Annotated in this window: 22 protein-coding genes; all 22 read right to left on the bottom strand. The window is 39.2% G+C overall.

Annotated elements, in window-relative coordinates; translation table 11 throughout:
- Positions 1-14: 14 nt before the first annotated feature.
- The 22 genes from V7068_RS04965 to nusA all read right to left on the bottom strand — a co-directional run bounded on the left by V7068_RS04965 (position 15) and on the right by nusA (position 23,379).
- A complete protein-coding gene (locus V7068_RS04965; protein WP_499711342.1) occupies positions 15-2,339 on the bottom strand; it encodes a DNA translocase FtsK in 2,325 nt (774 codons plus the stop codon).
- Positions 2,340-2,456: 117 nt separating this feature from the next.
- Complete coding sequence (locus V7068_RS04960) at positions 2,457-2,684, bottom strand: YlzJ-like family protein (RefSeq protein ID WP_127759830.1); 228 nt, start codon at positions 2,682-2,684, stop codon at positions 2,457-2,459.
- Positions 2,681-3,361 (bottom strand): ClpP family protease, encoded by a 681-nt coding sequence (locus tag V7068_RS04955; RefSeq protein WP_499711364.1) that lies wholly within the window; start codon positions 3,359-3,361, stop codon positions 2,681-2,683. The genes V7068_RS04960 and V7068_RS04955 overlap by 4 nt, the downstream gene beginning before the upstream one ends.
- Positions 3,362-3,582: 221 nt before the next feature.
- A complete protein-coding gene (locus tag V7068_RS04950) occupies positions 3,583-5,250 on the bottom strand; it encodes a ribonuclease J (RefSeq protein ID WP_499711363.1) in 1,668 nt (555 codons plus the stop codon).
- Between the two features lie 654 nt (positions 5,251-5,904).
- The gene (dapA, locus tag V7068_RS04945) at positions 5,905-6,771 is read right to left on the bottom strand and encodes a 4-hydroxy-tetrahydrodipicolinate synthase (RefSeq protein WP_499711341.1); all 867 of its coding nucleotides are present in this window, start codon (positions 6,769-6,771) and stop codon (positions 5,905-5,907) included.
- Between the two features lie 35 nt (positions 6,772-6,806).
- The gene (dapG, locus tag V7068_RS04940; protein ID WP_375348425.1) at positions 6,807-8,039 is read right to left on the bottom strand and encodes an aspartate kinase; all 1,233 of its coding nucleotides are present in this window, start codon (positions 8,037-8,039) and stop codon (positions 6,807-6,809) included.
- Positions 8,040-8,114: 75 nt separating this feature from the next.
- Positions 8,115-9,170, bottom strand: a complete 1,056-nt coding sequence (gene asd / locus V7068_RS04935; RefSeq protein ID WP_252283288.1) for an aspartate-semialdehyde dehydrogenase — start codon at positions 9,168-9,170, stop codon at positions 8,115-8,117.
- Positions 9,171-9,313: 143 nt separating this feature from the next.
- Positions 9,314-9,913 carry a dipicolinate synthase subunit B gene (locus V7068_RS04930; RefSeq protein ID WP_252290114.1) on the bottom strand — a complete coding sequence of 200 codons (600 nt, stop codon included), beginning with the start codon at positions 9,911-9,913 and terminating at the stop codon, positions 9,314-9,316.
- Positions 9,914-10,813: a dipicolinic acid synthetase subunit A gene (dpaA, locus tag V7068_RS04925; RefSeq protein ID WP_499711338.1), complete on the bottom strand. Its 900-nt coding sequence runs from the start codon at positions 10,811-10,813 to the stop codon at positions 9,914-9,916. It abuts the gene before it with no gap.
- A gap of 193 nt (positions 10,814-11,006) precedes the next feature.
- Positions 11,007-11,255: a YlmC/YmxH family sporulation protein gene (locus tag V7068_RS04920; RefSeq protein ID WP_119116515.1), complete on the bottom strand. Its 249-nt coding sequence runs from the start codon at positions 11,253-11,255 to the stop codon at positions 11,007-11,009.
- Between the two features lie 143 nt (positions 11,256-11,398).
- Positions 11,399-12,625, bottom strand: a complete 1,227-nt coding sequence (locus V7068_RS04915; RefSeq protein ID WP_127759825.1) for a M16 family metallopeptidase — start codon at positions 12,623-12,625, stop codon at positions 11,399-11,401.
- A 39-nt stretch (positions 12,626-12,664) separates the two neighbouring features.
- Positions 12,665-13,630: a polysaccharide deacetylase family protein gene (locus V7068_RS04910; protein WP_499711337.1), complete on the bottom strand. Its 966-nt coding sequence runs from the start codon at positions 13,628-13,630 to the stop codon at positions 12,665-12,667.
- Between the two features lie 345 nt (positions 13,631-13,975).
- Positions 13,976-16,096: a polyribonucleotide nucleotidyltransferase gene (pnp, locus tag V7068_RS04905; RefSeq protein ID WP_403150337.1), complete on the bottom strand. Its 2,121-nt coding sequence runs from the start codon at positions 16,094-16,096 to the stop codon at positions 13,976-13,978.
- Positions 16,097-16,386: 290 nt separating this feature from the next.
- A complete protein-coding gene (gene rpsO / locus V7068_RS04900) occupies positions 16,387-16,656 on the bottom strand; it encodes a 30S ribosomal protein S15 (RefSeq protein WP_119116519.1) in 270 nt (89 codons plus the stop codon).
- Positions 16,657-16,791: 135 nt separating this feature from the next.
- Positions 16,792-17,742: a bifunctional riboflavin kinase/FAD synthetase gene (gene ribF, locus V7068_RS04895; RefSeq protein WP_499711336.1), complete on the bottom strand. Its 951-nt coding sequence runs from the start codon at positions 17,740-17,742 to the stop codon at positions 16,792-16,794.
- Positions 17,743-17,775: 33 nt separating this feature from the next.
- The gene (gene truB, locus V7068_RS04890) at positions 17,776-18,696 is read right to left on the bottom strand and encodes a tRNA pseudouridine(55) synthase TruB (RefSeq protein ID WP_127762491.1); all 921 of its coding nucleotides are present in this window, start codon (positions 18,694-18,696) and stop codon (positions 17,776-17,778) included.
- A 125-nt stretch (positions 18,697-18,821) separates the two neighbouring features.
- Entirely contained in the window at positions 18,822-19,190 is a 369-nt protein-coding gene (gene rbfA / locus V7068_RS04885) for a 30S ribosome-binding factor RbfA (RefSeq protein ID WP_127759821.1), read from the bottom strand.
- Positions 19,191-19,208: 18 nt separating this feature from the next.
- Positions 19,209-19,490 (bottom strand): DUF503 domain-containing protein, encoded by a 282-nt coding sequence (locus V7068_RS04880; RefSeq protein ID WP_119116523.1) that lies wholly within the window; start codon positions 19,488-19,490, stop codon positions 19,209-19,211.
- Positions 19,487-21,631: a translation initiation factor IF-2 gene (gene infB, locus V7068_RS04875; protein WP_499711334.1), complete on the bottom strand. Its 2,145-nt coding sequence runs from the start codon at positions 21,629-21,631 to the stop codon at positions 19,487-19,489. The genes V7068_RS04880 and infB overlap by 4 nt, the downstream gene beginning before the upstream one ends.
- A gap of 19 nt (positions 21,632-21,650) precedes the next feature.
- Positions 21,651-21,953 carry a YlxQ family RNA-binding protein gene (locus V7068_RS04870; RefSeq protein ID WP_127759819.1) on the bottom strand — a complete coding sequence of 101 codons (303 nt, stop codon included), beginning with the start codon at positions 21,951-21,953 and terminating at the stop codon, positions 21,651-21,653.
- Positions 21,954-21,958: 5 nt separating this feature from the next.
- On the bottom strand, positions 21,959-22,234 hold the full coding sequence (gene rnpM, locus V7068_RS04865) for an RNase P modulator RnpM (protein WP_164853160.1): 276 nt from the start codon (positions 22,232-22,234) through the stop codon (positions 21,959-21,961).
- Between the two features lie 17 nt (positions 22,235-22,251).
- Entirely contained in the window at positions 22,252-23,379 is a 1,128-nt protein-coding gene (gene nusA / locus V7068_RS04860) for a transcription termination factor NusA (RefSeq protein ID WP_127759818.1), read from the bottom strand.
- Between the last annotated feature and the right edge of the window lie 14 nt (positions 23,380-23,393).

Raw genomic sequence — 23,393 nt, 5'->3', positions numbered from 1 at the left:
CCGGTCTTTTCGTTTTATGAGGAGTGTGCTTCATGATCATCTTTGCCAATAAGAACAGCTCGAGGTTTACTGCCTTCATATGGACCGACAATTCCTCTCGCTTCCATCTCATCAATAAGGCGTGCTGCCCGTGTATAACCAATGCGAAAACGGCGCTGTAACATCGATACAGAGGCTGTTTGCATTTCTATAATTAAAGAAACTGCTTCGTCATATAAATCATCCGCAACGTCGCCAACACTCCGTTCAGGGAGATCATCTGGAATCATTTCTTCGTTATATTGCGCTTTTTGCTGAGCAATTACGTAGTTAACCGTATCTTCCACCTCTTGATCAGAAAGGAACGCCCCTTGAACACGAACGGGCTTTGATGCCCCCACTGGTAAAAAGAGCATATCACCGCGACCTAATAGCTTTTCTGCCCCTCCCATATCTAAAATCGTACGCGAGTCGGTTGCTGAAGATACACTAAAAGCAATACGCGATGGAATATTGGCTTTAATAACACCCGTTATGACATCTACAGAAGGGCGCTGTGTCGCAATAATTAAATGAATCCCCGCTGCACGAGCCATTTGAGCGAGACGTGTGATCGCATCCTCGACATCATTAGATGCTACCATCATTAAGTCTGCAAGCTCATCGACAATGACGACGATAAATGGAAGCAGCGGCTGCTTGTCTTCTTCCTCGATATTATAGCGATTAACATAGTCATTATAACCTTCAATATTACGCGTTCCTGTATGCGAAAATAGCTCATAACGCCGTTCCATTTCACTCACGACTTTTTGCAATGCCTGCGCGGCTTTTTTTGGATTCGTCACAACAGGTGCTAATAAATGCGGAATGCCATTATAAACGTTTAGCTCCACCATTTTCGGGTCAATCATCATCATTTTTACTTCATGTGGTTTAGCACGCATCAAAATGCTCGTAATAATTCCGTTAATACAAACCGATTTTCCGCTTCCTGTTGCTCCAGCCACAAGCAAATGCGGCATTTTATTTAATTCTGCTTTCACAGCTTCCCCGGAAATATTACGTCCTAACCCAATTTGCAGCTTAGAGTCAGGTTTATCAACTTCCTTCGCTTCTAATACTTCGCGAAGCGAAACCATTGCAATTTCTGAATTAGGCACTTCAATCCCAATCGCCGACTTTCCTGGAATAGGCGCTTCAATTCGAATATCTTTGGCTGCTAATGCAAGCGCCAAATCATCCGATAAACTTACAATTTTGCTTACTTTTACACCGACATCTGGATGTACCTCATATTTCGTTACAGCCGGTCCTAAATACACTTGTGTTACCCGAGCTTTCACACCGAAACTATCAAATGTGCGCTCTAGCTTTGCTGCATTTTCATGAATTAATTGATACTCACCACTTTGATCCGTCTTTTTCGGTTGCTTCAATAAAGAAAGCGGTGGTAATACATATTCTTTATTCTCTACTTCAGTAAAGTTTATAGGTGGAACATCATCATCCGGCTCCGCTTCTTCTTCAACCTGCTCGGTTCTCTGTGCTATCTCCACTGAAATGGCCTCTTCTCGTTCGTATGCTGTATCTGTAAAGCTTGAAATAATCGGTTCAACTGGTTGTACAGACTCGACAACTAACGGTGACTCTACTTCAGGTTCCACCTCTTTTTCCTTCTTCTGTTTTGGTGGTGTCTTCTTTTTCTTTTCTTTTCTTTCATTTCCCCACGCTTTTAAATCCTCAGTAAAAGCCTTCCATTGTTTCACTAAAAAACTTGTAACGGCCGTAAAAAAAGTCCCGAGTGTATCTCCTAAAGTTTTTCCCGTTAGCAAAATCATTCCAATTACGATAAAGATAAAGGAAATAATTTTAGAACCTGCAGCATCAAAAAGAAAATAGGAAGTCGCAAATAATAAAGCACCAATCATACCACCGCCAAGTTCCTCTGTACTCGATGCCTTTGACACTTCCATCCAAAATAACTCCCAGGTATTCAAAATAACACTTGGCTTTTTAAATGGCCCGCCTTCTGCCAATAATTGAAATAATGTCACATGACTTAATAGCAAAATACTTGCAATAATAAAGTATAAACCAACAAGTTGCCGCTTGAAAAAATAAGGAATTTCTCGCTTAATCATCAAATAAAACCCAATAATAATACTTCCAATCAGCAATAGGATATACCACTCACCCATGAAAAAACGAACAAATGATACGATAGCGTGGCCTACTGCTCCAAGCTTAGCAATTGCAATCGCAGAGAGACCAAGTATAATCAAACCAATCAATTCATATTTCATCGTTGTTTTTAATTTTTCTGTCGTCTTCTTATTTCTGGTTTTTTTCTTTGCCATAATATCACCTATTTTTCCTAACAGATAGCTCCTTGAAAAAATAGAGCAGCCAACTTGGCTGCTCAGTTTCTTGTTTACTTTTAGTATATCATAATTTCGCTTTGTTGGTCATTATTTCTAATTGTTTAGCATTTCAAAAAGAGGGATAGACTGACCTGGTTGAACACTTTCTTGTAAAAAATGAGCAGGATCTGTACTTAAAATTCGATCAATTCGAAGCATTGTTCCTCCATCATGCTCCACCATCACGGGAATGCCATTGTACATGATTTCAAAATAGGCAGTCAATGCCTCATGCTGATGGGGATGAACATGCTCATGAGGCATAATCGTATAAAGCGTCATTGTAAGAGCCCTTCCTCTCCACCTGATTCATGCTTGTTTGCGCTAATCAATTCGCTTAGTTTTTTCATCGCTTGACCAACACCGCCGACCTCATTAATCATCCCAATATTTACAGCTTCATTACCGATAACATTTGTCCCAATATCCCGCGTTAAATTTCCTTTGGCAAACATTAATTCTTTAAAGCTCTCTTCTGTCACTTTTGAATGCTTCGTAACAAAATTAATGACACGCTCTTGCATTTTGTCCAAATATTCAAAGGTTTGTGGTACACCAATAACAAGCCCCGTTAAGCGAATCGGATGAATCGTCATCGTAGCCGTTTCCGCAATATACGAGTAGTCACACGATACAGCAATCGGAACACCAATAGAATGCCCGCCGCCTAACACAATCGAGACGGTTGGCTTAGATAATGATGCAAGCATCTCGGCAATCGCTAATCCTGCCTCTACATCTCCGCCTACTGTATTTAAAATGACAAGTAAACCTTCAATATTCGGATTTTGTTCAATAGCCACAATTTGTGGAATGACATGCTCATATTTGGTTGTTTTATTTTGAGGAGGCAGTTGCATATGCCCTTCGATTTGTCCAATAATGGTTAAACAATGAATTTTGGAATCCTGCGACATTTGAGGCACATTTGTTGTGCCTAACTGCTGGATTTTTTCCATTAAGGTCGAGTTCTTCCCTTCCTCACGTTCTTCTCCTTCATTCGGTAACGATGGATTATCCACTTTTCCCTACCCCTTTCTTCAAAAAACGTATACATGTAGTATGTCTCAGAAGTAAAACTTCATTCAAAAAGAGGTGCGCAGTTCTTAAAATATCCATTTATTTCGTCATCTTTTAACACACAAAACTCCCCTTAACTACAAGTCAAGGGGAGCATAAATTAAATTTCCATAATAATTGGTAAAATCATCGGACGTCTTTTCGTTTTTTCATAAAGATATTGATTTAAAGAATCACGCATTTCCTGCTTAAGCGTGGACCAATCGAAAGGCTGGCGTACTCCATTTTTTTGAACAATATCACGTACAATAGCCGTTGCTTCTTCCATTAGTTTCTCCGATTCTCGTACATAAACAAATCCTCTAGAAATAATCTCCGGACCTGCTGCGATACTTTTGTCTTGACGATTGAGCGTAACAACGACAATTAAGATTCCATCTTGTGATAATAAGCGACGATCACGCAGCACGATATTACCGACATCCCCAACGCCGCTTCCATCAATTAAAATATTCCCTGCTGAAACCTTGCCAGATAGACGAATCTTATCAGCTGTTACTTCTATGACATCACCTTTCTCGGCAATCATGATCTGCTCTGCTTCCATACCTGCTGCACGACCAATTTTCTCATGGGCATATAAGTGACGAAACTCACCGTGAACCGGAATGAGATATTTTGGCTGCATGAAGTTAATCATCATTTTTAACTCTTCTTGAGCACCGTGACCTGTGACATGCACTTGATAGCGATTGGATACGACACGCGCACCAACACGATATAGTAAATCAATCGTTTTCGCCAAAATAAGTTCTCCGCCTTTAAGCGGGGAAGCTGCGATTAACACAGTATCTCCTTCTTTAATCATGACTTGCTTATGTGTTTGCTTCGCCATTTTTTGTATAGCTGTAATCGGTTCTCCTTGATGACCTGTCACAAGTATAACAACTTCACGCTCTTCAAAATTTTGAACATCATTGACAGAAATAATCATTTCTTCATCCACTTGTAAATACCCAAGGTTCAAAGCAATGTCGTATACCTTTTGTAGGCTTTTTCCAACAAGCGCTACTTTTCGCCCGCTTGCAGCAGCTGCATTAAGCACATGTTGAATACGATTAATATTAGAAGCGAAGCAAGCCGCAATAATTCTGCCTTCTGCTGTGAGAAACGCTTCTGTCATATCTCTTGCTACAATTGCTTCTGATGTCGTATAACCAGGTTTCTCTGCACCCGTACTATCAGATAATAAACATAAGACACCTTCTTCACCCAGGCTGGCCATTTTGCCGATTTCCGGTTGATAAAAGCCCTTTGCAGCTTGATCAAACTTAAAGTCCCCTGTATACACGATGGCCCCTTCACGAGTATGAACGACAATACCAAGCGAATCAGGAATACTATGATTTGTACGGAAAAACGAAATCGCTGTTTCTGGGAAACTTAGCACCGAATCAGAATCAATTTCTATCAACTCTGCTCTACCGTTAAATCCATCTTCCTTCAGCTTCAATTTAACTAACGCAAGCGTCAGTTTCGTTCCATAAACGGGAACACGTATGTATTTTAATACATACGAAAGAGCCCCAATATGATCTTCATGACCATGGCTAATAAATATACCTTGAATCCTTTCTTTGTTCTCTTGTAAATAAGAGATATCTGGAATAACTGCATCAATCCCAAGCATTTCACCTTCAGGCAGCATTAATCCTGCATCTAGAATATATAAGTCCTCATTTACTTCAATTACGTACATATTTTTACCTAATTCCCCTTGTCCACCAAGAGAAATGATTTTAATTCCTTTATAATCTTTACCCAACAGAGTACCTCCTTAGCGTTGCACCGTTCATAAATCTATTACCTTCCATTATACCTGATGTCCAAAAAGCTTAACAACACATATCATTTTCTCAAACATATTCCTTTGTCAAAGCTTGTGCTATGTCTTATGCAGCCCGCATACCTGGACAGTAAAATCCCTTACTAAAAAAATATTTTTTTAAATCGGATAAATCAACAATATTCATTCACAAACAGCCATACAAAATATTAGACACATAAATGAATGAAATAATAGTTATCCACAGCTATTTCATTGTAGAGCCTAAAAAATAAATCAGATCAAAAGAATCGGAGACAAGAGATGGCAATCTCTCCAGAAGTTTCACTTTATTTTAACGATTATGATTCTTTATTAAATCTTCTATTATGTAGGAAACAAACTTATAGATACGAGAATCTAATAATACCTTTGAATAAACACATATGTTCAAGTATAATCGTTATTCTATATTCAGGAAAGGAATTATTCACCTTTTTAAAAAAATTTTTCAAAATGATTATGTGATATAACTGCCTGAATCAACAATATCATTTAACATAACCATAAATAAAAAACAAGCCAATCTATAGATTGACTTGTTTTCAGAATAGCGTAATTAGCTCGCTTATTACATACTAAGAATAGAAGATACACTTATTTACCTAAAAGATTCGCCAATACACTTCGTTCTTGTTCTGTTAAAGGAACAATTGGAAGACGGACTGAACCAACATCTATTCCTACCAGCTGTAAAGCTGTTTTAACCGGAGCTGGGCTAGGTGCAGAGAATAAGCCTTTAATAATCGGAAGAAGCTTTTGATGTAGCTTTGCTGCCTCTTGTAGATTACCTGTTAGGAAAGCATCAACCATTTGCTGCATCTCCTTACCAATTACATGAGAGGCAACGGAAACAACTCCTACTCCCCCAATTGAAAGAACCGGCAATGTTAATCCGTCATCTCCACTGTACAACACAAAATCCTCAGCTGTTTCCGCAATAATTTGCGTCATAGCATTTAAATCACCGCTCGCTTCTTTAACAGCTACAATGTTCGGAATTTCTGATAAACGAATAATTGTTTCCGGAGCAATATTGATAGCCGCTCTTCCCGGAATATTATATAGCATCACTGGAAGTTTTGTACTCTCGGCAATTGCTTTAAAATGCTGATATAGCCCTTCTTGATTTGTTTTATTATAGTAGGGTGCTACAAGCATAATCGCATCTGCACCATTTTGTTCTGCTTTTTTGGTCAGTTCAATCGATGCATACGTATTATTGCTCCCTGTTCCTATAATAATTGGTACACGCTTATCAGCGACTTTTACAACATGACGTAACAAAGCAATTTTCTCTTCAGAAGAAAGCGTTGGCGACTCACCTGTAGTACCTGAAAGAACGAGTGCATCTGTGCCATTATTAAGTAAGTAATTAACCAACGTAGTTGTTTTTTGAAAATCAACATTTCCTTTAATATCAAAAGGGGTGACCATTGCTGTTACTACTTTACCAAATACCATCTACTAACACCTCTCCGTTTATCCACACTTTTATCTTATATTGATTCAATTCCATCTAGATGCAATTGAAATGCATCATGGAGAGCGTTAACCGCTTCAACTAAATCCTCTTCTTTAACCAATACCCAGATTGTTGTGTGGCTATCTGCTGATTGAAGAATTCCAATCTCTTTACTAGATAAGGCTGTAACAATTTTCGCAGCGACTCCCGGTACACCATTAATCCCAGCACCAACAACTGATACTTTAGCACAATTTCTTTCCACAATTGGCTCATACCCTAATTCTTTTAAAATAGAAACAGCATGATTTGTTGTATCTTCTGTAATTGTATAAACGACACCGTTTGGTGAGATGTTAATAAAATCAACAGAAATTGACGCATTTGCCATTGCCTTAAAAACTTCGGCCTGCAGATTGTATTGATCCTTTTTGGCTTGAACTTTAATTTGGCTAATCTTCGCAACATGAGCAATTCCTGTAACAAGTCTCTCGCGAATATCGCTTCCCTCGTTTCCTTTGTTTACACTTGTCACAAGCGTTCCAAGTCCCTCGCTATATGTGGAACGAATACGGATCGGTACCTTGGCCTGCATAGCAATTTCCACTGCACGTGGATGAATAACTTTAGCACCTTGATACGCCATATTGCATACTTCTGTATACGATACGACCGATAACGGACGGGCACTTTCTGCAATACGAGGATCTGCTGTCATAATTCCTTCAACATCAGTAAAAATATCAACGAAATCGGCTTGTAAGGCCGCACCAAGCGCTGCTGCTGACGTATCACTTCCACCGCGGCCAATTGTTGTTATATCTCCATTTTTAGCTGCACCTTGAAAACCAGCAACAACGACAACATCATTGAACTCTAGCTCTTTCAACAGCCTCTCACATTTCATCTCTATAATCTTCGCATTAGAGTGGTCATTATTTGTTATAAAGCCTGCCTGAGCCCCCGTATAAGCAATTGCTTTAATTCCACTTTCTAATAGCATATTGGTAAAAACGACAGATGAAATCGTTTCCCCTACTGACATAAGTAAATCTTGCTCTCTCTTTGACAGAGAACTATTTATACCATTGACAAGTGATAACAAAGTATCCGTAGCATACGGTTCGCCTTTTCTTCCCATTGCAGATACTACAACAACCACTTTGTAGCCTGCTTGTAGCGATTGCTCAATGTGACGCTTCGCTTGTAATCGACTTTCTTCGTTCCGAACAGAAGTTCCACCGAATTTCTGTACGATGATTTTCATATCTACACACCTCAAATATAAGCCAGCTTTCCTAATCGGAAAGCTGACTAAAACTCTTATAACATCGAGTACCTATTATTTAACTGTTACTAGACCTAATTTTAAAAGACTTTCAGCAATTTGAACAGAGTTCCAAGCGGCACCCTTTAATAGGTTATCGGAAACAACCCATAAATGGAAGCCCTTATCTTCATCCAAATCTTTGCGGATACGACCAACAAAGACGTCATTTTTACCTACAGCAGCTGCTGGCATTGGGTAAATTTGTTCACTTGGGTTATCTTCTAATACAACACCTGGTGCTGAACTCAATAAATCCTTAATTTGGTCAACCGTTACACCGGCTTGATCTACTTCAATATAAACAGATTCAGAATGACCTGTTTCAACTGGAAGACGTACGCATGTAGCCGCTACAGCTAACTCTGGCATATGCATAATTTTCTTCGTTTCATTGATCATTTTCATTTCTTCAAATGTAAAGCCATTATCTTGGAATTTATCAATTTGTGGAATAACGTTGAAAGCAATTTGATAATGCTTTTTATCTCCACCAACCGGTAAAATTTTCGGTTCGATTTCTTTATTATCTAACAAATCGCGAGCTTGATCTTTCATTTCCGCAATCGCAGCTGCACCTGCACCAGACACTGCTTGATATGTCGATACAAGAACTTTAGATAAGCCATATGCTTGACGAATTGGCTCAAGCGCTACGACCATTTGAATTGTCGAACAGTTCGGATTCGCAATAATCCCATTATGTTTCTTTAAGTCTTCTTCATTAACTTCAGGTACGACTAGTGGCACATTCTCATCCATTCGAAAAGCACTCGTGTTGTCAACGACAATTGCACCGCGTTTAACAGCTTCTGGAGCAAGTTCCTTAGACACGCTACCGCCCGCGCTAAATAAAGCGATATCGATACCTTCAAAACTTTCTGGTTTCGCTTCTTGAACGATGACTTCCTCGCCCTTAAATGATAGTTTTGCACCAGCAGAACGAGCTGATGATAAGAAAATAATCTTCTTAATCGGCAAGTTTCTTTTTTCTAATGTTGAAATCATTTGCTGACCTACAGCTCCAGTTGCTCCTACAACCGCAATATGCAATCCTTGTGTCTCAGTCATTTATTAATACCCCTTTTCAAATCCATTAAAAATGATTGTTAGTTTTTTAATTACTTCTATTTTAGAATATCATCTATTTTAACATATGAACATTCCAAAGAAACAAACTTTTACAAAATATTCTGTCAAGAGGGGTGATTTTTTTACGTTAAGTCTTTAAATTTTTCGACAATCACAGGCTGCAGTTGCTCCCCCTTTAGGGCAGCAATAATTGTATCTCGAATCATACTCATTCGAGCGACCATCGAATTAGGCTTCTTGTATGGATCATCTTGACCATATGGAACAAAATACAAATCTTTAGCCGCCATCAACCTCATTAAATTAACCCCATTTAAACCTAACGCATCGTTCGTTGAAATTCCAACGACAACTGGACGATGATTGCGCATTGTTGCTTTCGCTGCCATTAATACCGGTGAATCGGTTAAAGCATTAGCAAGCTTACTCATCGAATTCCCGGTAAGCGGAGCAATCACCATACAATCGAGTGGCAATTTTGGCCCTAGCGGCTCCGCTTTGACGATTGTATCAACAACATGATGTCCCGTCAATTTTTCTATTCTTTCCACCCAATCTTCTCCACGGCCGAAGCGAGTTTCCGTCTGTTTCACAGTCGATGTAACAATCGGAATCACTTCCACTCCCTCATTGACTAATTTTTCTATTTCCGGAAAAACACTATCATAGGTACAATGCGAACCAGTTAAACCGAAACCGATTCTCTTTCCTTGGAGACTCATCTATTTCTTCCCCTTTCGTTCTTTCAAATCTTCTTGAATTAATTGACCAAGTGCATTTGCCAATATTTGTCCTGCCGTTTTCGGTGCAACAATACCTGGTAAGCTAGGGGCGAGCAATGCTTTTATACCTCGTTTTTCCGCAAAACGAAAATCAGTTCCTCCTGGCTTAGAGGCAAGATCAATAATTAACGTATGCACAGGCATATTCGCAAGAACGTTAGCTGTAAGAATAGGGAATGGGATCGTATTAATGACGATATCCGCTGTTTTTATTTCCTCAGCAAGATTGCTTAATTGAAACGGCTTTAATGCCATTTCTGTAATTCTCGCAAGATCCTCACTTTTTCTCGCACCAACCATCACTTTAGCCCCAAGTGCCTGAAAGGCTCTCGCTACGCTCATACCAACACGCCCAAGACCAAGTACTGCAACGGAAGACCCATGAATCGTAAAATCCGTATGCTGAATCGCCATCATAATTGTACCTTCAACTGTGGGAATGGAATTATAGATTGCTACATCATCTCTTTCAAATAAAGATACTTGTTTACGATTGGCTGCCTGCAAAATTCTATCTAAATAAGCGTTACTAATCCCTGTATAAATTGTGCAATGCGGGGGGGTCCTTTTTATGATTGCTTCCGTTAAAACCACGTCTTCGTTAGAAAAAATCGTCTCTACTTTTCCGTCTCCATCTGTTCCACGTACTGGTAGAATGACTGAATCTATTTCTCCAAAATTTACATCTTCCATTTTTTCTTTTACTGCACCTGTGAATGCGTGATCTAGCTGTTCAAATCCTACCAATAATAACTTTGCATCAAGCTCTGTCAGTTTTCGTACAACTTCAAGCTGACGCGCATCCCCACCAATCACAGCAATCTGCATACCTGTGAGCATTCAACCGTCACCTTCTTTTGTTCAAAACTTGCCAACTAGCGAGCTACCCGGCTGAGTTATTTATCAATAATACGTTTAATACTCTCCCATCTTATGTACCTCTGCCTAAAACGGTGAATGATTTTCGAAAAGTAAAATAGGCTCCTTCCTAAACAGCAAAAAAACCGCGATTTTACGCGGTTTTTCATCATAACTAATGCTCAGGCATATTTTCTTGAAAATCAATAATAACCATATCCGCTCCAACCTTTTTAATATCAGACCATGGAACGCGAATCTCCTGTCCGCTTTTCATCAGCCCAAACCATTTAACGGAAGGGATAATCAAAGCCGTTATTTGTCCACTTTCATCAAATTCTAAATCCGTTTGTCCAAGAACGCCTAATCGTTCAGCCCGATTCACATCAACAATTTCTTTTCCGCCTAACTCACTTAACCTCATGCTACTCCCCCTTTTTGACGCGTATATTCATATATATCCTGCTTATCCAATCATTAGAAGCGCTTTTCTTCCCTACAGGTCCTGTTAAATAACATAGTCTTCCTAAAAAAACTGCCTTTCTATGGAAGAAAGGCAGAGTAGGATTAATTTTTCCAATTTTCTAATGGACTTACTAAAGATAGCGAATGCTCTGTAAAAATACTGTTAGCTAGTTCAAAGACACGTTCTTTTGTTACTTCATCAATTTTAACAATAATATCATCTAACGAACGATGTTTTCCTAACATCAATTCATTTTTACCATTGCGGCTCATTCGACTGTTCGTGCTCTCTAAACTTAACATTAAGCTTCCCTTTAACTGTTCTTTACTATTGTTTAATTCTTTATCTGTAATTCCATCGCGTTTTAATGTAGCGAGCGTTTGTTGAATCGTTTCATACAAACTATCTAACTGATTCGCTCCTGTACCGCCATAAATCGTCACAATTCCGCTATCTTGATAGCTAGAGTGGTAAGAGTAAACAGAATAAGCTAAACCGCGCTCTTCACGTACGTCTTGGAATAAACGGCTGCTCATGCTGCCGCCCAGAATATTATTTAAAATAGTCAGGTTATACATATCTTCATCACCAATTTTCAACCCGTTAAACCCGAGACATAAATGCGCTTGTTCTGTTTCTTTTTTACGAATCAATTGATTTTGATGAAAATGCGGCTTCACGATTGCTGAATGCTCTTGTCCTCGTTCAAAAGAACCAAAATAGCTCTCTACTTCCTTAATAAACGTTTCATCTACATTCCCCGCAATAGAAATTACAACTTTATTGGGTGTATACATATCATGCACATATTGTTTAAGCGTTTCACTTGTAAAAGTAGAAAGCGTTTCTTCCGTACCTAGAATTGGAAAGCCTAATGAATGCTTTTCATATACCGCTTGACTTAATAGATCATGTACAATATCATCTGGTGCATCTTCATACATTTTAATTTCTTCGTACACAACATTTTTCTCTTTCTCTAACTCTTCAGAATCAAATGTAGAGTTAAAGAACATGTCAGAAAGTACTTCAAGAGCATGGCTTGCATGATTATCAAGTACCTTAGCATAGTAGCATGTATATTCTTTAGACGTAAATGCATTCACTTGCCCGCCGATGCTGTCAAATGATTCGGCAATTTCACGTGCACTTCTCGTCGTTGTTCCTTTAAAAAACATATGCTCAAGAAAATGCGAAATTCCATTCAGTTCCTTTGTTTCATTACGGGAGCCTGTTTTCACCCAAACACCAATGGCCGCTGAACGAACTGTTGGTATTTGCTCTACAATAATTCTTACACCATTTTGACAAGTATATTTCTTTATCAACAAACATTCCTCCTAATCTATGCTGCCCATACGAATCACTTATTTATAAGGAAGGATTCGTTTTTCATCGACCGCTTCTGAAACAGTCACAACATGTAAATCTTTCTTTTGAATATTCACAATTAATGTTTCCAATGATTTCGCTGTTGACTCTGTTGGATGCATTAAAATAAAGGCACCAGGATGAACCTTAGATAACACCCTTTGCTGCAGGACTTCCGGGCTAGGCTTCTGCCAATCAATCGTATCGACGCTCCACATAACTGTTCCCATGCCTAAATCTGCCGCGAGGCTAACCGTTTCATCGCGAAAGCTTCCACTTGGTGGCGCAAACCATGTACTTCGCACTCCTGTCACAGCTTCAATCACTTCACTCGTTTTTCGAAGCTCTTCACGCGTTGCTTGGGTAGATAGAGTTTGCATATTGGGATGTGTATACGAATGATTTCCTATTTCATGTCCACCCTCTTTGATCATCTTCGCGAGTTCAGGATTGTTTTTTGTCCATCTTCCTTCTAAAAAGAAAGTAGCCTTGACATGATGCTCTTTTAAAACAGAAAGCATATCCTGTAAATATTCATTTCCCCAAGCTACATTAATTAAAAATGAAACAACCGGTTTATCTGGATGAGCTCTATAAAGCGGTGATGGCTTAAGTTCATGTAAATGCTTCTTTGGGGCTACTTGTCTATAAACAAGTTTACGTTCATCAAAGCTTCCCTTTTTCTTCATGGCTTCATAGGATGCTCGTACATCAATTTTCACCCCATTATATCCTGGTACAGCTTTCCACACCGAATCGATTCGTGCATCTTGTGGCTCAATCTCATACTTTTTAACCGACGATTTAATCGCAAACAAAAGCTCATCTTCCTGCATACTCGTTGCAATCGACTTATCTGTTAATCGAGTAAAATAATCATTTGTATATGGATTTTGCACTAATAACCATGATATACCTGCAATGGCACTTATCGCAACTATCTGCTTCCACTTATTATTCATTTTTTTGCCCCCTTCATACAAAAATGTATGAAAAAAGAAGACAAGGTATACCGAAAAGCGTTAGATGCCTTGGTCAGCTCGTGAAGAAAATAGGGAGTGACACGGAAGGCGCTCTTTGCCTATGCGAGGGCAATCATCTTTTTCACAGCGAGCTAGGCATCAAAGCTAGACAATACCGAAAAGCGTAGATGCCTTAATCCGTCTGCTAAGAAAGCAGGGAAATTACTCTTGAAGTAAACATCCTTTATACACAGAGTGTTGTTAAATGTCATTGTTGATTAATATAGCCATAGACGGAAAAAAGGCATGTGCGTTCCAATCGAAACCACATGCCTTCGTTCTCGCTTAAGATTGAGCTGGATTCGCCGCTTCTTTTTGCTCTTTTAAAACCGCTTTTCGAGAAAGATTTACGCGGCCTTGCTTATCAATTTCAGTAACTTTCACTAAAATTTCATCGCCAATTTTCACGACATCTTCTACTTTGCCTACTCGTTCTTCAGCAAGCTCTGAAATGTGAACTAAACCATCTTTTCCATTAAAGATTTCAACAAACGCACCAAATTTCTCAATACGCTTTACTTTTCCTAGGTATTGTTCACCGACAGCAACTTCACGAACAATATCTTCAATAATTTTCTTCGCTTTTGAATTCATTTCTTGCTCTGTAGAGGAAATGAATACTGTACCATCTTGCTCAATATCAATCTTCACGCCTGTTTCTTCGATAATTTTATTGATTTGTTTTCCGCTTGGTCCAATGACATCGCGAATTTTATCTGGATTAATAGACATTGTTAAGATTTTTGGTGCATAGCGTGAAAGCTCAACGCGCGGTTCACTCAGTGTTGCTAGCATTGAATCAAGAATATGCATGCGGCCTCGTTTTGCTTGCTGCAAGGCTTCTTCTAAAATCTCACGAGATAAACCATCAATTTTAATATCCATTTGAAGTGCGGTAACACCCTTCGCTGTTCCTGCTACTTTAAAGTCCATGTCTCCTAGATGATCTTCCATCCCTTGAATGTCTGTTAAAATCGTATAGTACTCACCAGATTTAACAAGACCCATAGCGATACCAGCTACCGGTGCTTTAATTGGCACACCTGCATCCATCATCGCTAACGTACTTGCACAAATACTTGCTTGTGACGTTGAACCATTGGATTCAAGTACTTCTGATACAAGACGAACTGTGTATGGGAAATCTTTTTCACTTGGGATAATTGGCTCAAGTGCTCGTTCACCAAGTGCACCGTGACCGATTTCACGACGACCAGGAGCACGAATTGGTCCTGTTTCCCCTACGCTGAAATGAGGGAAGTTATAATGATGCATAAAACGTTTTGATTCTTCTGTCCCAAGACCATCTAAAATTTGCACATCTCCAAGCGCACCTAATGTACAAATAGAAAGCGCTTGAGTTTGTCCGCGCGTAAAGAGACCGGATCCATGTGTTCGCGCTAATAAGCCAACTTCTGAAGAAAGTGGTCGAATCTCATCTGGGTTACGGCCGTCAGGACGCACTTTTTCTTCTGTAATTAAACGACGTACTTCTGCTTTTACTAATTTATTTAAAATTTCTTTTACTTTCTTCACTTTCTCTTCATCTGCTTCTTGCTCTTCATACTGCGCAAGAACATGATTTTTCACTTCAGTAATTGCATCTTCACGAGCATGCTTTTCTTGTACTTGAACAGCTTTATTTAAATCCGCTAAGCACATTGTTTTTATTTCTGCTTCAAGCTCCTCATTCACTTGATACAGCGTTACTTCCATTTTTTCTTTACCAATTTCAGCAGCAATTTTTTCTTGGAAGGCAATTAATTTCTTAATTTCCTCATGACCAAACATAATCGCTTCTAACATTGTTTCTTCTGGTACTTCTTTAGCACCAGCTTCCACCATGTTAATCGCATCTTTATTACCTGCTACCGTTAAATCGATATCGCTTTGTTCCATTTGAGCAACGGTTGGATTCACAACGAATTGTCCATCAATGCGGCCAACAACAACACCAGCAATAGGACCGTTAAACGGAATGTCTGATACTGAAAGTGCAAGTGATGAACCGAACATCGCAGCCATTTCTGAAGAACAATCTTGCTCCACACTCATAACCATACTGATACATTGAACATCATTACGGAATCCATCTGGAAACATCGGACGGATTGGACGGTCAATAAGGCGGCTAGCTAAAATCGCTCTCTCACTTGGACGTCCTTCACGTTTAATAAAGCCACCGGGAATTTTCCCAACAGCATACAATTTCTCTTCATAGTTTACAGTCAACGGAAAAAAGTCGACATTTTTTGGCTCTTTAGAAGCAGTTACTGTACTTAATACTGCTGTATCGCCATAACGGACTAAAACAGCTCCGTTTGCTTGTTTAGCTAACTGACCGATTTCAACCGTTAAATTGCGACCGGCCCAGTCAAATGAATACGTATGTTTTTCCTGTCCCATCTTAAATTAAACCCCTCTCTAACTCTTCACTTAGAGGTCTAGTACACCTACCAAACCTGTATAAAATACATCATATATGTTAAAATTTCATAAATCATATTAGAACCAAACTATTCCTATTATGCACGAAAAAAACAAGCATTAACAGCAAAATCAACGAAATATTAAAAACATTGCAAGTAATATATGTATAAATTGAAAAAAATCAAAATAGACGTCTGAAATCATACCGATTATTCCGATTGATTTACACCAAAAAAGCGGGAAATTTCCCGCTTTCTTACAAACAATTATCGACGTAAACCTAATTTGTTAATTAGAGTACGGTAACGAGTAACGTCTTTATTACGAAGGTAAGTTAAAAGGTTACGACGTCTACCTACCATTTTTAAAAGACCGCGACGTGAGTGGTGATCTTTCTTGTGAGTACGTAAGTGGTCATTCAAGTTGTTGATTTCCTCTGTAAGTACTGCGATTTGAACCTCTGGAGATCCAGTGTCAGTGTCGTGAGTTCTGAACTCAGCGATTAGTTCGTTTTTACGTTCTTGTGTAATAGCCATGTTTTTTTCCTCCTAAATTCTGTAGAATCACCAATTACCTAGTCTAGCGTCGGAGTTTCGCCTAGCCAAGCAATGGTTATTTTTCATACATTTAATAGAATACCGCTTTTTCAACTGAAATGCAAGTCAGGAAATTTAATTATTCACACTTTGAAAATATTTTTCAGCCTGTTGTTTATCAATTTCAATTTGGCTTACCAATTCTTCAAGCCCTGAAAACTTTTGCTCACTGCGCAATCTCTTATGCCATTCTACAACCACTGCAGACCCATAAATGTTTCGGTCAAAGCCCAGCACATGCACCTCAACAGATGGAAACTTTGGCTGTTGGTCATGAAAAGTTGGTTTATAGCCTACATTACAAACACCTTTATACCACTTGCCTTCAATTTGAATTCGCACTGCATATACGCCTGTAGCTGGGAATATATACACATCGCTTACTTCAATATTAGCTGTTGGAAACCCAAGCTTACGACCGCGCTTTTCACCATGAATAACATAACCTTTTGTTACATAATGACGACGAACAAGATGATAGAATTCTGTAAAATTTCCTTCAGCTAACGTTTTGCGAATTCTTGATGAACTTACTTTCTCATCTTCAAGCGTTTGTTTTTCAACAACTGTTTGAGTAAAACGGCCTTTCGCATAAAGAGGCAATGTTTCCATATTGCCTTTACCAAAATGACCATAAGAATAATCAAATCCTGCCACTACATGCTCAACATGTAAACCAACTAAATATTGATCAACAAACTGTTCAGGCGACACAGCGGCAAATTCTTTACTAAAATGAACAATAAATAAATAATCAATCCCTAACGATTCAATAATCGCTATTTTATCCTCTAAAGGCGTAATATAACGAATTGTATCGGTTGTGGTTCCTAACACCGCGGACGGATGAGGATCGAATGTCATCACCGCCGATTTACGGTGTGTGCTGTCCGCTATTTCTTTTGCATTCTTAATCACAATTTGATGACCTTTATGTACCCCATCAAAAAATCCGAGTGCCATCACAAGCTCAGGAAAATGATCCTGGGTAAACTGATGAGGGTGCGTTATCGCAATCACTTTCACCTTTCAATCTCCTCTTTCCAACGGCAGAACGGTCTATAATTCTAGTGCCAAAACTTTAATAGGTTTAATGAGGTTTTCTTTTGTTGGATGAACCTGATAAATAGCTAGTGCCCTTCCATTTTGATCCATCATGACAAAAGGTTCACCCTTTTCTATAGCTAATTCTTCTGGCTGAGCTAACACAGCTCCATTTAATACTTTCTTTGATACTTTATCATTAATCTGAAATTTCGGCAAATGAAACAAACCTTGTTCAAGTGGTCGTAAAAACGCAGCTGATTGCCCCAATTCCATCAATTCTTGAATTTGCTCTAACGTCTTGCACTCTTCAAGTGTAAAGCCTGCTGACTCAATTCTGATTAAATCCGACATATGGGCCGGATACCCTAATCTCTCGCCAATCATGACAGCAAGTGTACGAATATACGTCCCTTTAGAGCACCTTACTCGGAAACGAAAAGAAATTGTCTCACCGATAAATTCTTTTCGATCGTCTAAGAGCTCCAACTCATAAATCGTTACATTTCTTGTTGGACGTTCTACTTCAATACCAGCGCGCGCATATTCATAAAGTTTTTTGCCGTTTACTTTTACAGCAGAAAACATTGGCGGCGTTTGTTGAATCACTCCGGTTAAAGATTGTAACACCTCCAAAATTTGCTCGCGAGTAAAAGTTTCCGTCACTGTTTTTTCAGTAACTCGGTCTCCGCTCGCATCTTCAGTTGTTGTTGAAAAGCCTAACGTAACTTCTCCTTCATAGGCCTTGCCCGCTTCCGTTAAGTATTCAGCCACCTTCGTCGCACGACCAATACAAATTGGGAGTACTCCTGTTACATCTGGGTCGAGTGTTCCGGTATGCCCAACCTTCTTCGTTTTCAAAATTTTTCTTAGTTTAAATACACAATCATGAGAAGTCAGCCCTTTTGGCTTGAACAATGGCAAAATCCCATCCATCTTTTCTGTCACCTCTTTTTTCCGTAATCTATGTTGAACCATTTTGTTATTGTTTTTCAGTAACACTGTTATTAAAAAAAGGCCGACTCCATCATGCATGAGTCGGCCTCGATTTCAACACTTGATTATTCCTCATCCCTTACAGCGGGTTTATTCTCGGCATTGATTTGTGAAATCAATGTTTCAATTCGATTTCCATAATCAATGGATTCATCGAATTCAAAGAACAACTCCGGTGTTTTGCGTAAACGAATTCTTTGACCTACTTCGGAACGCATAAATCCTTTTGCTTTTTCCAAGCCTTTAAGCGTATCTTCCCTTTGCTTTGCATCACCTAACACGGAAATATACACCGTTGCTTGTTGAAGATCGCCTGTAACAGCTACATCAGTCACTGTGACAAAACCAACTCTTGGGTCTTTCAATTTGCGACCGATAATATCACTTAGCTCTTTCTTCATTTGTTCACCGATACGATTTGAACGAAGACTCATTCTATTCACCTCGCTAGCTTAAAGCCATTCTATATCTGTTATTGTGCGCTCGATTTCAGGAAATGAATCAAGAAAGTGAAGCGCATTTTGCAATTCTCGTTCCGTCGCCTTTCTAGAAGACGATACGGTAACAATTGCCAGCTTCGTTCGTTGCCATAAATCTTGATAATCCGTTTCTGAAACGGAAATATTATATTTTTGTTTCAGCCGTGACATTACACGTTGAAGCACGGCTCGCTTTTCTTTCAAAGAATGGGCGTCGTAAATTATGCATTCACAAAGGACTGCACCAACGATCATTTACGTTCAATCTCTTCCATTACATAGGCTTCAATAATGTCGCCTTCTTTAATGTCATTATAGTTTTTAATCGTAATCCCACATTCGTAGTTTGTTGCGACTTCTTTCACGTCATCTTTAAAACGTTTTAACGCATCAATTTCGCCTTCGAAGACTACAACACCTTCACGAATTAAGCGGACACCGCTATCACGAGTAATTTTCCCTTCAATAACGTATGAACCAGCAATTGTACCGATTTTCGATACTTTAAATGTCGTACGTACTTCAGCTTGACCGATAATTTTTTCTTCAAATTCAGGATCAAGCATCCCTTTCATCGCTGATTCGATTTCTTCGATTACTTTATAAATAATACGGTGCAGACGAACATCTACATTTTCTGATTCTGCTGCACGTTTTGCATTTACATCCGGACGTACGTTAAAACCAATTACGATAGCATTTGAAGCTGTCGCTAAAATAATATCAGATTCCGTAATTGCTCCAACACCAGAGTGAATGATTTTCACTTTTGCGCCCTCTACTTCAATTTTTTGAAGAGATGCTGCTAATGCTTCTGCAGAACCTTGTACGTCTGCTTTCAAAATAATATTTAATTCCTTAATGTCGCCTTGTTTCATTTGTTCAAATAATGTGTCTAGCGTTACGCGAGATCCTTCATTACGTTGTGAAACAAGCTGTCTTTGCGCACGAGTTTCCCCAACTTGACGAGCTGTTTTTTCGTCTTCAAAGACGATAAAACGATCACCAGCTTGCGGTACTTCGTTTAACCCTGTAATTTCAACAGGTGTTGATGGACCTGCTTCTTTTACACGTCGACCAAGATCGTTTACCATCGCACGAACACGACCAAATGTGTTCCCGACAACGATTGGATCTCCGATTTTTAATGTTCCATTTTGAACAAGAAGAGTCGCTACAGATCCACGCCCTTTATCAAGTTGCGCCTCGATAACTGTTCCGTTTGCTCTGCGAGTTGGATTTGCTTTATATTCTTCTACTTCACTTACTAACAGAATCATTTCAAGTAAACTGTCGATTCCATCGCCTTGTTTCGCAGAAATTGGTACGAAAATCGTATCGCCGCCCCAATCTTCAGGCACTAAACCGTGCTCGGTTAATTCTTGCATAACACGGTCAGGATTTGCAGCTGGTTTATCCATTTTGTTCACAGCCACGATAATTGGCACTTCCGCTGCTTTCGCATGGCTAATCGCTTCAACCGTTTGCGGCATAACGCCATCATCTGCTGCTACAACAATAATTGTAATATCCGTAACTTGAGCACCACGTGCACGCATCGTTGTAAAAGCTGCGTGACCAGGTGTATCAAGGAACGTAATTTTCTTATCGTTTACGTTAACTTGATAAGCACCGATATGCTGCGTGATTCCACCCGCTTCGCCTTCTGTTACTTTTGTTTTACGAATCGAATCAAGCAATGTTGTTTTACCGTGGTCAACATGTCCCATGATTGTAACAACCGCTGGACGCTCTTGTAAATCTGCTTCCTCATCCTCTGTTACTAGTGACTCAAGATCTGTTAAATCCACACGAATTTCTTCTTCTACTTCAACACCGTATTCCGCTGCAATTAATTCGATTGCATCTTTATCCAATGTTTGGTTAATTGTTGCCATAACGCCAAGCATAAACAATTTTTTGATAAGTTCAGATGGTTCGCGATGAAGTTTTTTCGCAAGCTCCTGTACCGTCAATGACTCATAAAACGTAATCTTAGCTGGAAGCTCTTTTTCCTTACGCTTTGGAGCTGGTGCTTGCTGCGTCTGTTGAGGTCTTTGTTTATTTTTGTTTCGGTTGTTTTTCCCTTTACTAAACTGCCCTTGACCTGGTTTTTTCGCTCCAGGACCAGCAACAGGTTTTTTCTTTACTTTTTCTTTATTCACTGTGCTTTTCGCATCAGCTTCTGCTTCATACTGTTCAACAGTTGAGCTTGTTTTTGGTACTTCTTGTTCTTGTTTTGGTTGTAATGATTCATTTAATTTTTGTACAGTAGAATCGTCTAATGCTGTCATATGATTTGTTACCTCTATATTCATTTCTTTAAGTTTTTCAATAATATCCTTGCTTGAAACATTTTTTTGCTTTGCATATTCATGTACACGCAATTTAGTCATACGTTCACCCCCGTAAAATTTAATCGAGCAGCGTTCGGAGTTTTTGTGCAAAACCTTCATCCAGTACCGCGACGACAACTCTCGCTTCTTTGCCAATCGCTTGACCAAGCAAAGACCTGTTCTCGACTCTTTTTAAAGGAACCTGATAATATGCGCACTTATCAGATATTTTTTTTTCTGTATTTTTAGAAGCATCACTTGCCAAAAGGACAAGCTTTGCTTTTCCGCTTCTAACCTCTTTGACGACTAATTCCTCACCAGAAATTAGTTTACGCGCTCGATTGGCCAAACCTAATAGAGACATCCATTGTTGTTGAGTCATGATGGTTAGTGTTTCTCCTTATCCACTAGTTCAAGCAATTGTTCATATAAAGAAGGATCAATTTGAACGCTGAATTGGTTAGCTAAGACGTTCTTCTTCTTAGCTAACTCAATAACATCACGATCAAGTGTTAAATAAGCACCACGACCTGATTGCTTACCAGTCAAATCAATACTTACTTCTCCTTCTTTTGAGCGAACGATTCGAATAAGCTCTTTTTTCGGCTTCATTTCGCCAGTTGCCACACATTTACGCATAGGAATTTTTTTTCGGGCTTTCAAATTCGCTCACCCCTTACTTACTCATTATCCTCAATAAAATCTTCTTCATCTTCCACATAGCTATCTCGGTTTAACAAAAATTCTTGCTCCTCAACCGGATAAATGCCAGCTTCGCGCGCTTCTGTTTCACTCTTAATATCGATTTTCCAGCCGGTTAGCTTTGCTGCTAAACGAGCATTTTGACCGCGTTTACCAATCGCAAGCGATAATTGATAGTCTGGTACAATAACCGTTGTCGCTTTCTCTTCTTCATTGACAATAACCTCAAGTACTTTAGAAGGACTTAACGCATTGGCAACGAAAACAACCGGATCTTCTGACCATTTAACAATATCAATTTTTTCACCTTTTAGTTCATTGACAATCGCTTGAACGCGTTGTCCCTTTTGACCAACACATGAACCAACTGGATCAACTTCTTCATTATCAGCATGCACAGAGATTTTCGAACGATCCCCCGCTTCACGAGCCACTGATTTAATTTCTACTGTTCCGTCAAAGATTTCAGGAACTTCGATTTCAAACAAGCGCTTTAACAGACCTGGATGTGAACGTGATACAAAGATTTGCGGTCCTTTTGATGTTTTTTCTACCTTTGTAATAAATACTTTAATGCGGTCGTGCGGCTTATACTGTTCGTTTGGCATTTGCTCATTGACCGGAAGCAATGCCTCAATCTTCCCAAGACTCACATAAATAAAACGAGAATCTTGACGCTGTACAATTCCCGTCATAATATCTTCTTCTCTATCAATAAACTCTGAATAGATGATGCCGCGTTCTGCTTCACGTACTCTCTGTGTTACAACTTGCTTCGCTGTTTGAGCCGCAATACGTCCGAAGTCTTTCGGTGTAACTTCCATCTCTACTACATCTTCAAGTTGGTAATTCGGATTGATTTTTTTTGCTTCTTCTAAGGAAATTTCAAGGCGTGAATCAAATACTTCATCCACTACGTCTTTACGCGCAAACACACGCATTGTTCCTTTTCCAAGATTTAAATCAATTCGCACATTTTGCGCCTGATTGAAATTGCGACGATATGCTGAAATCAGCGCTGCCTCAATAGCTTCAAGTAATACCTCTCTTGAGATTCCTTTTTCTTTTTCTAAAATATAGAGAGCATCCAATAACTCACTGCTCATGGTTGGTCCCCCTT

The organism is Bacillus sp. JJ634, assembly GCF_036962285.1.
Taxonomy (GTDB): Bacteria; Bacillota; Bacilli; order Bacillales; family DSM-1321; genus Peribacillus; species Peribacillus asahii_A.
Note: the sequence above shows the minus strand (reverse complement) of the source record. Positions and strands in the feature narration are given on the sequence as shown.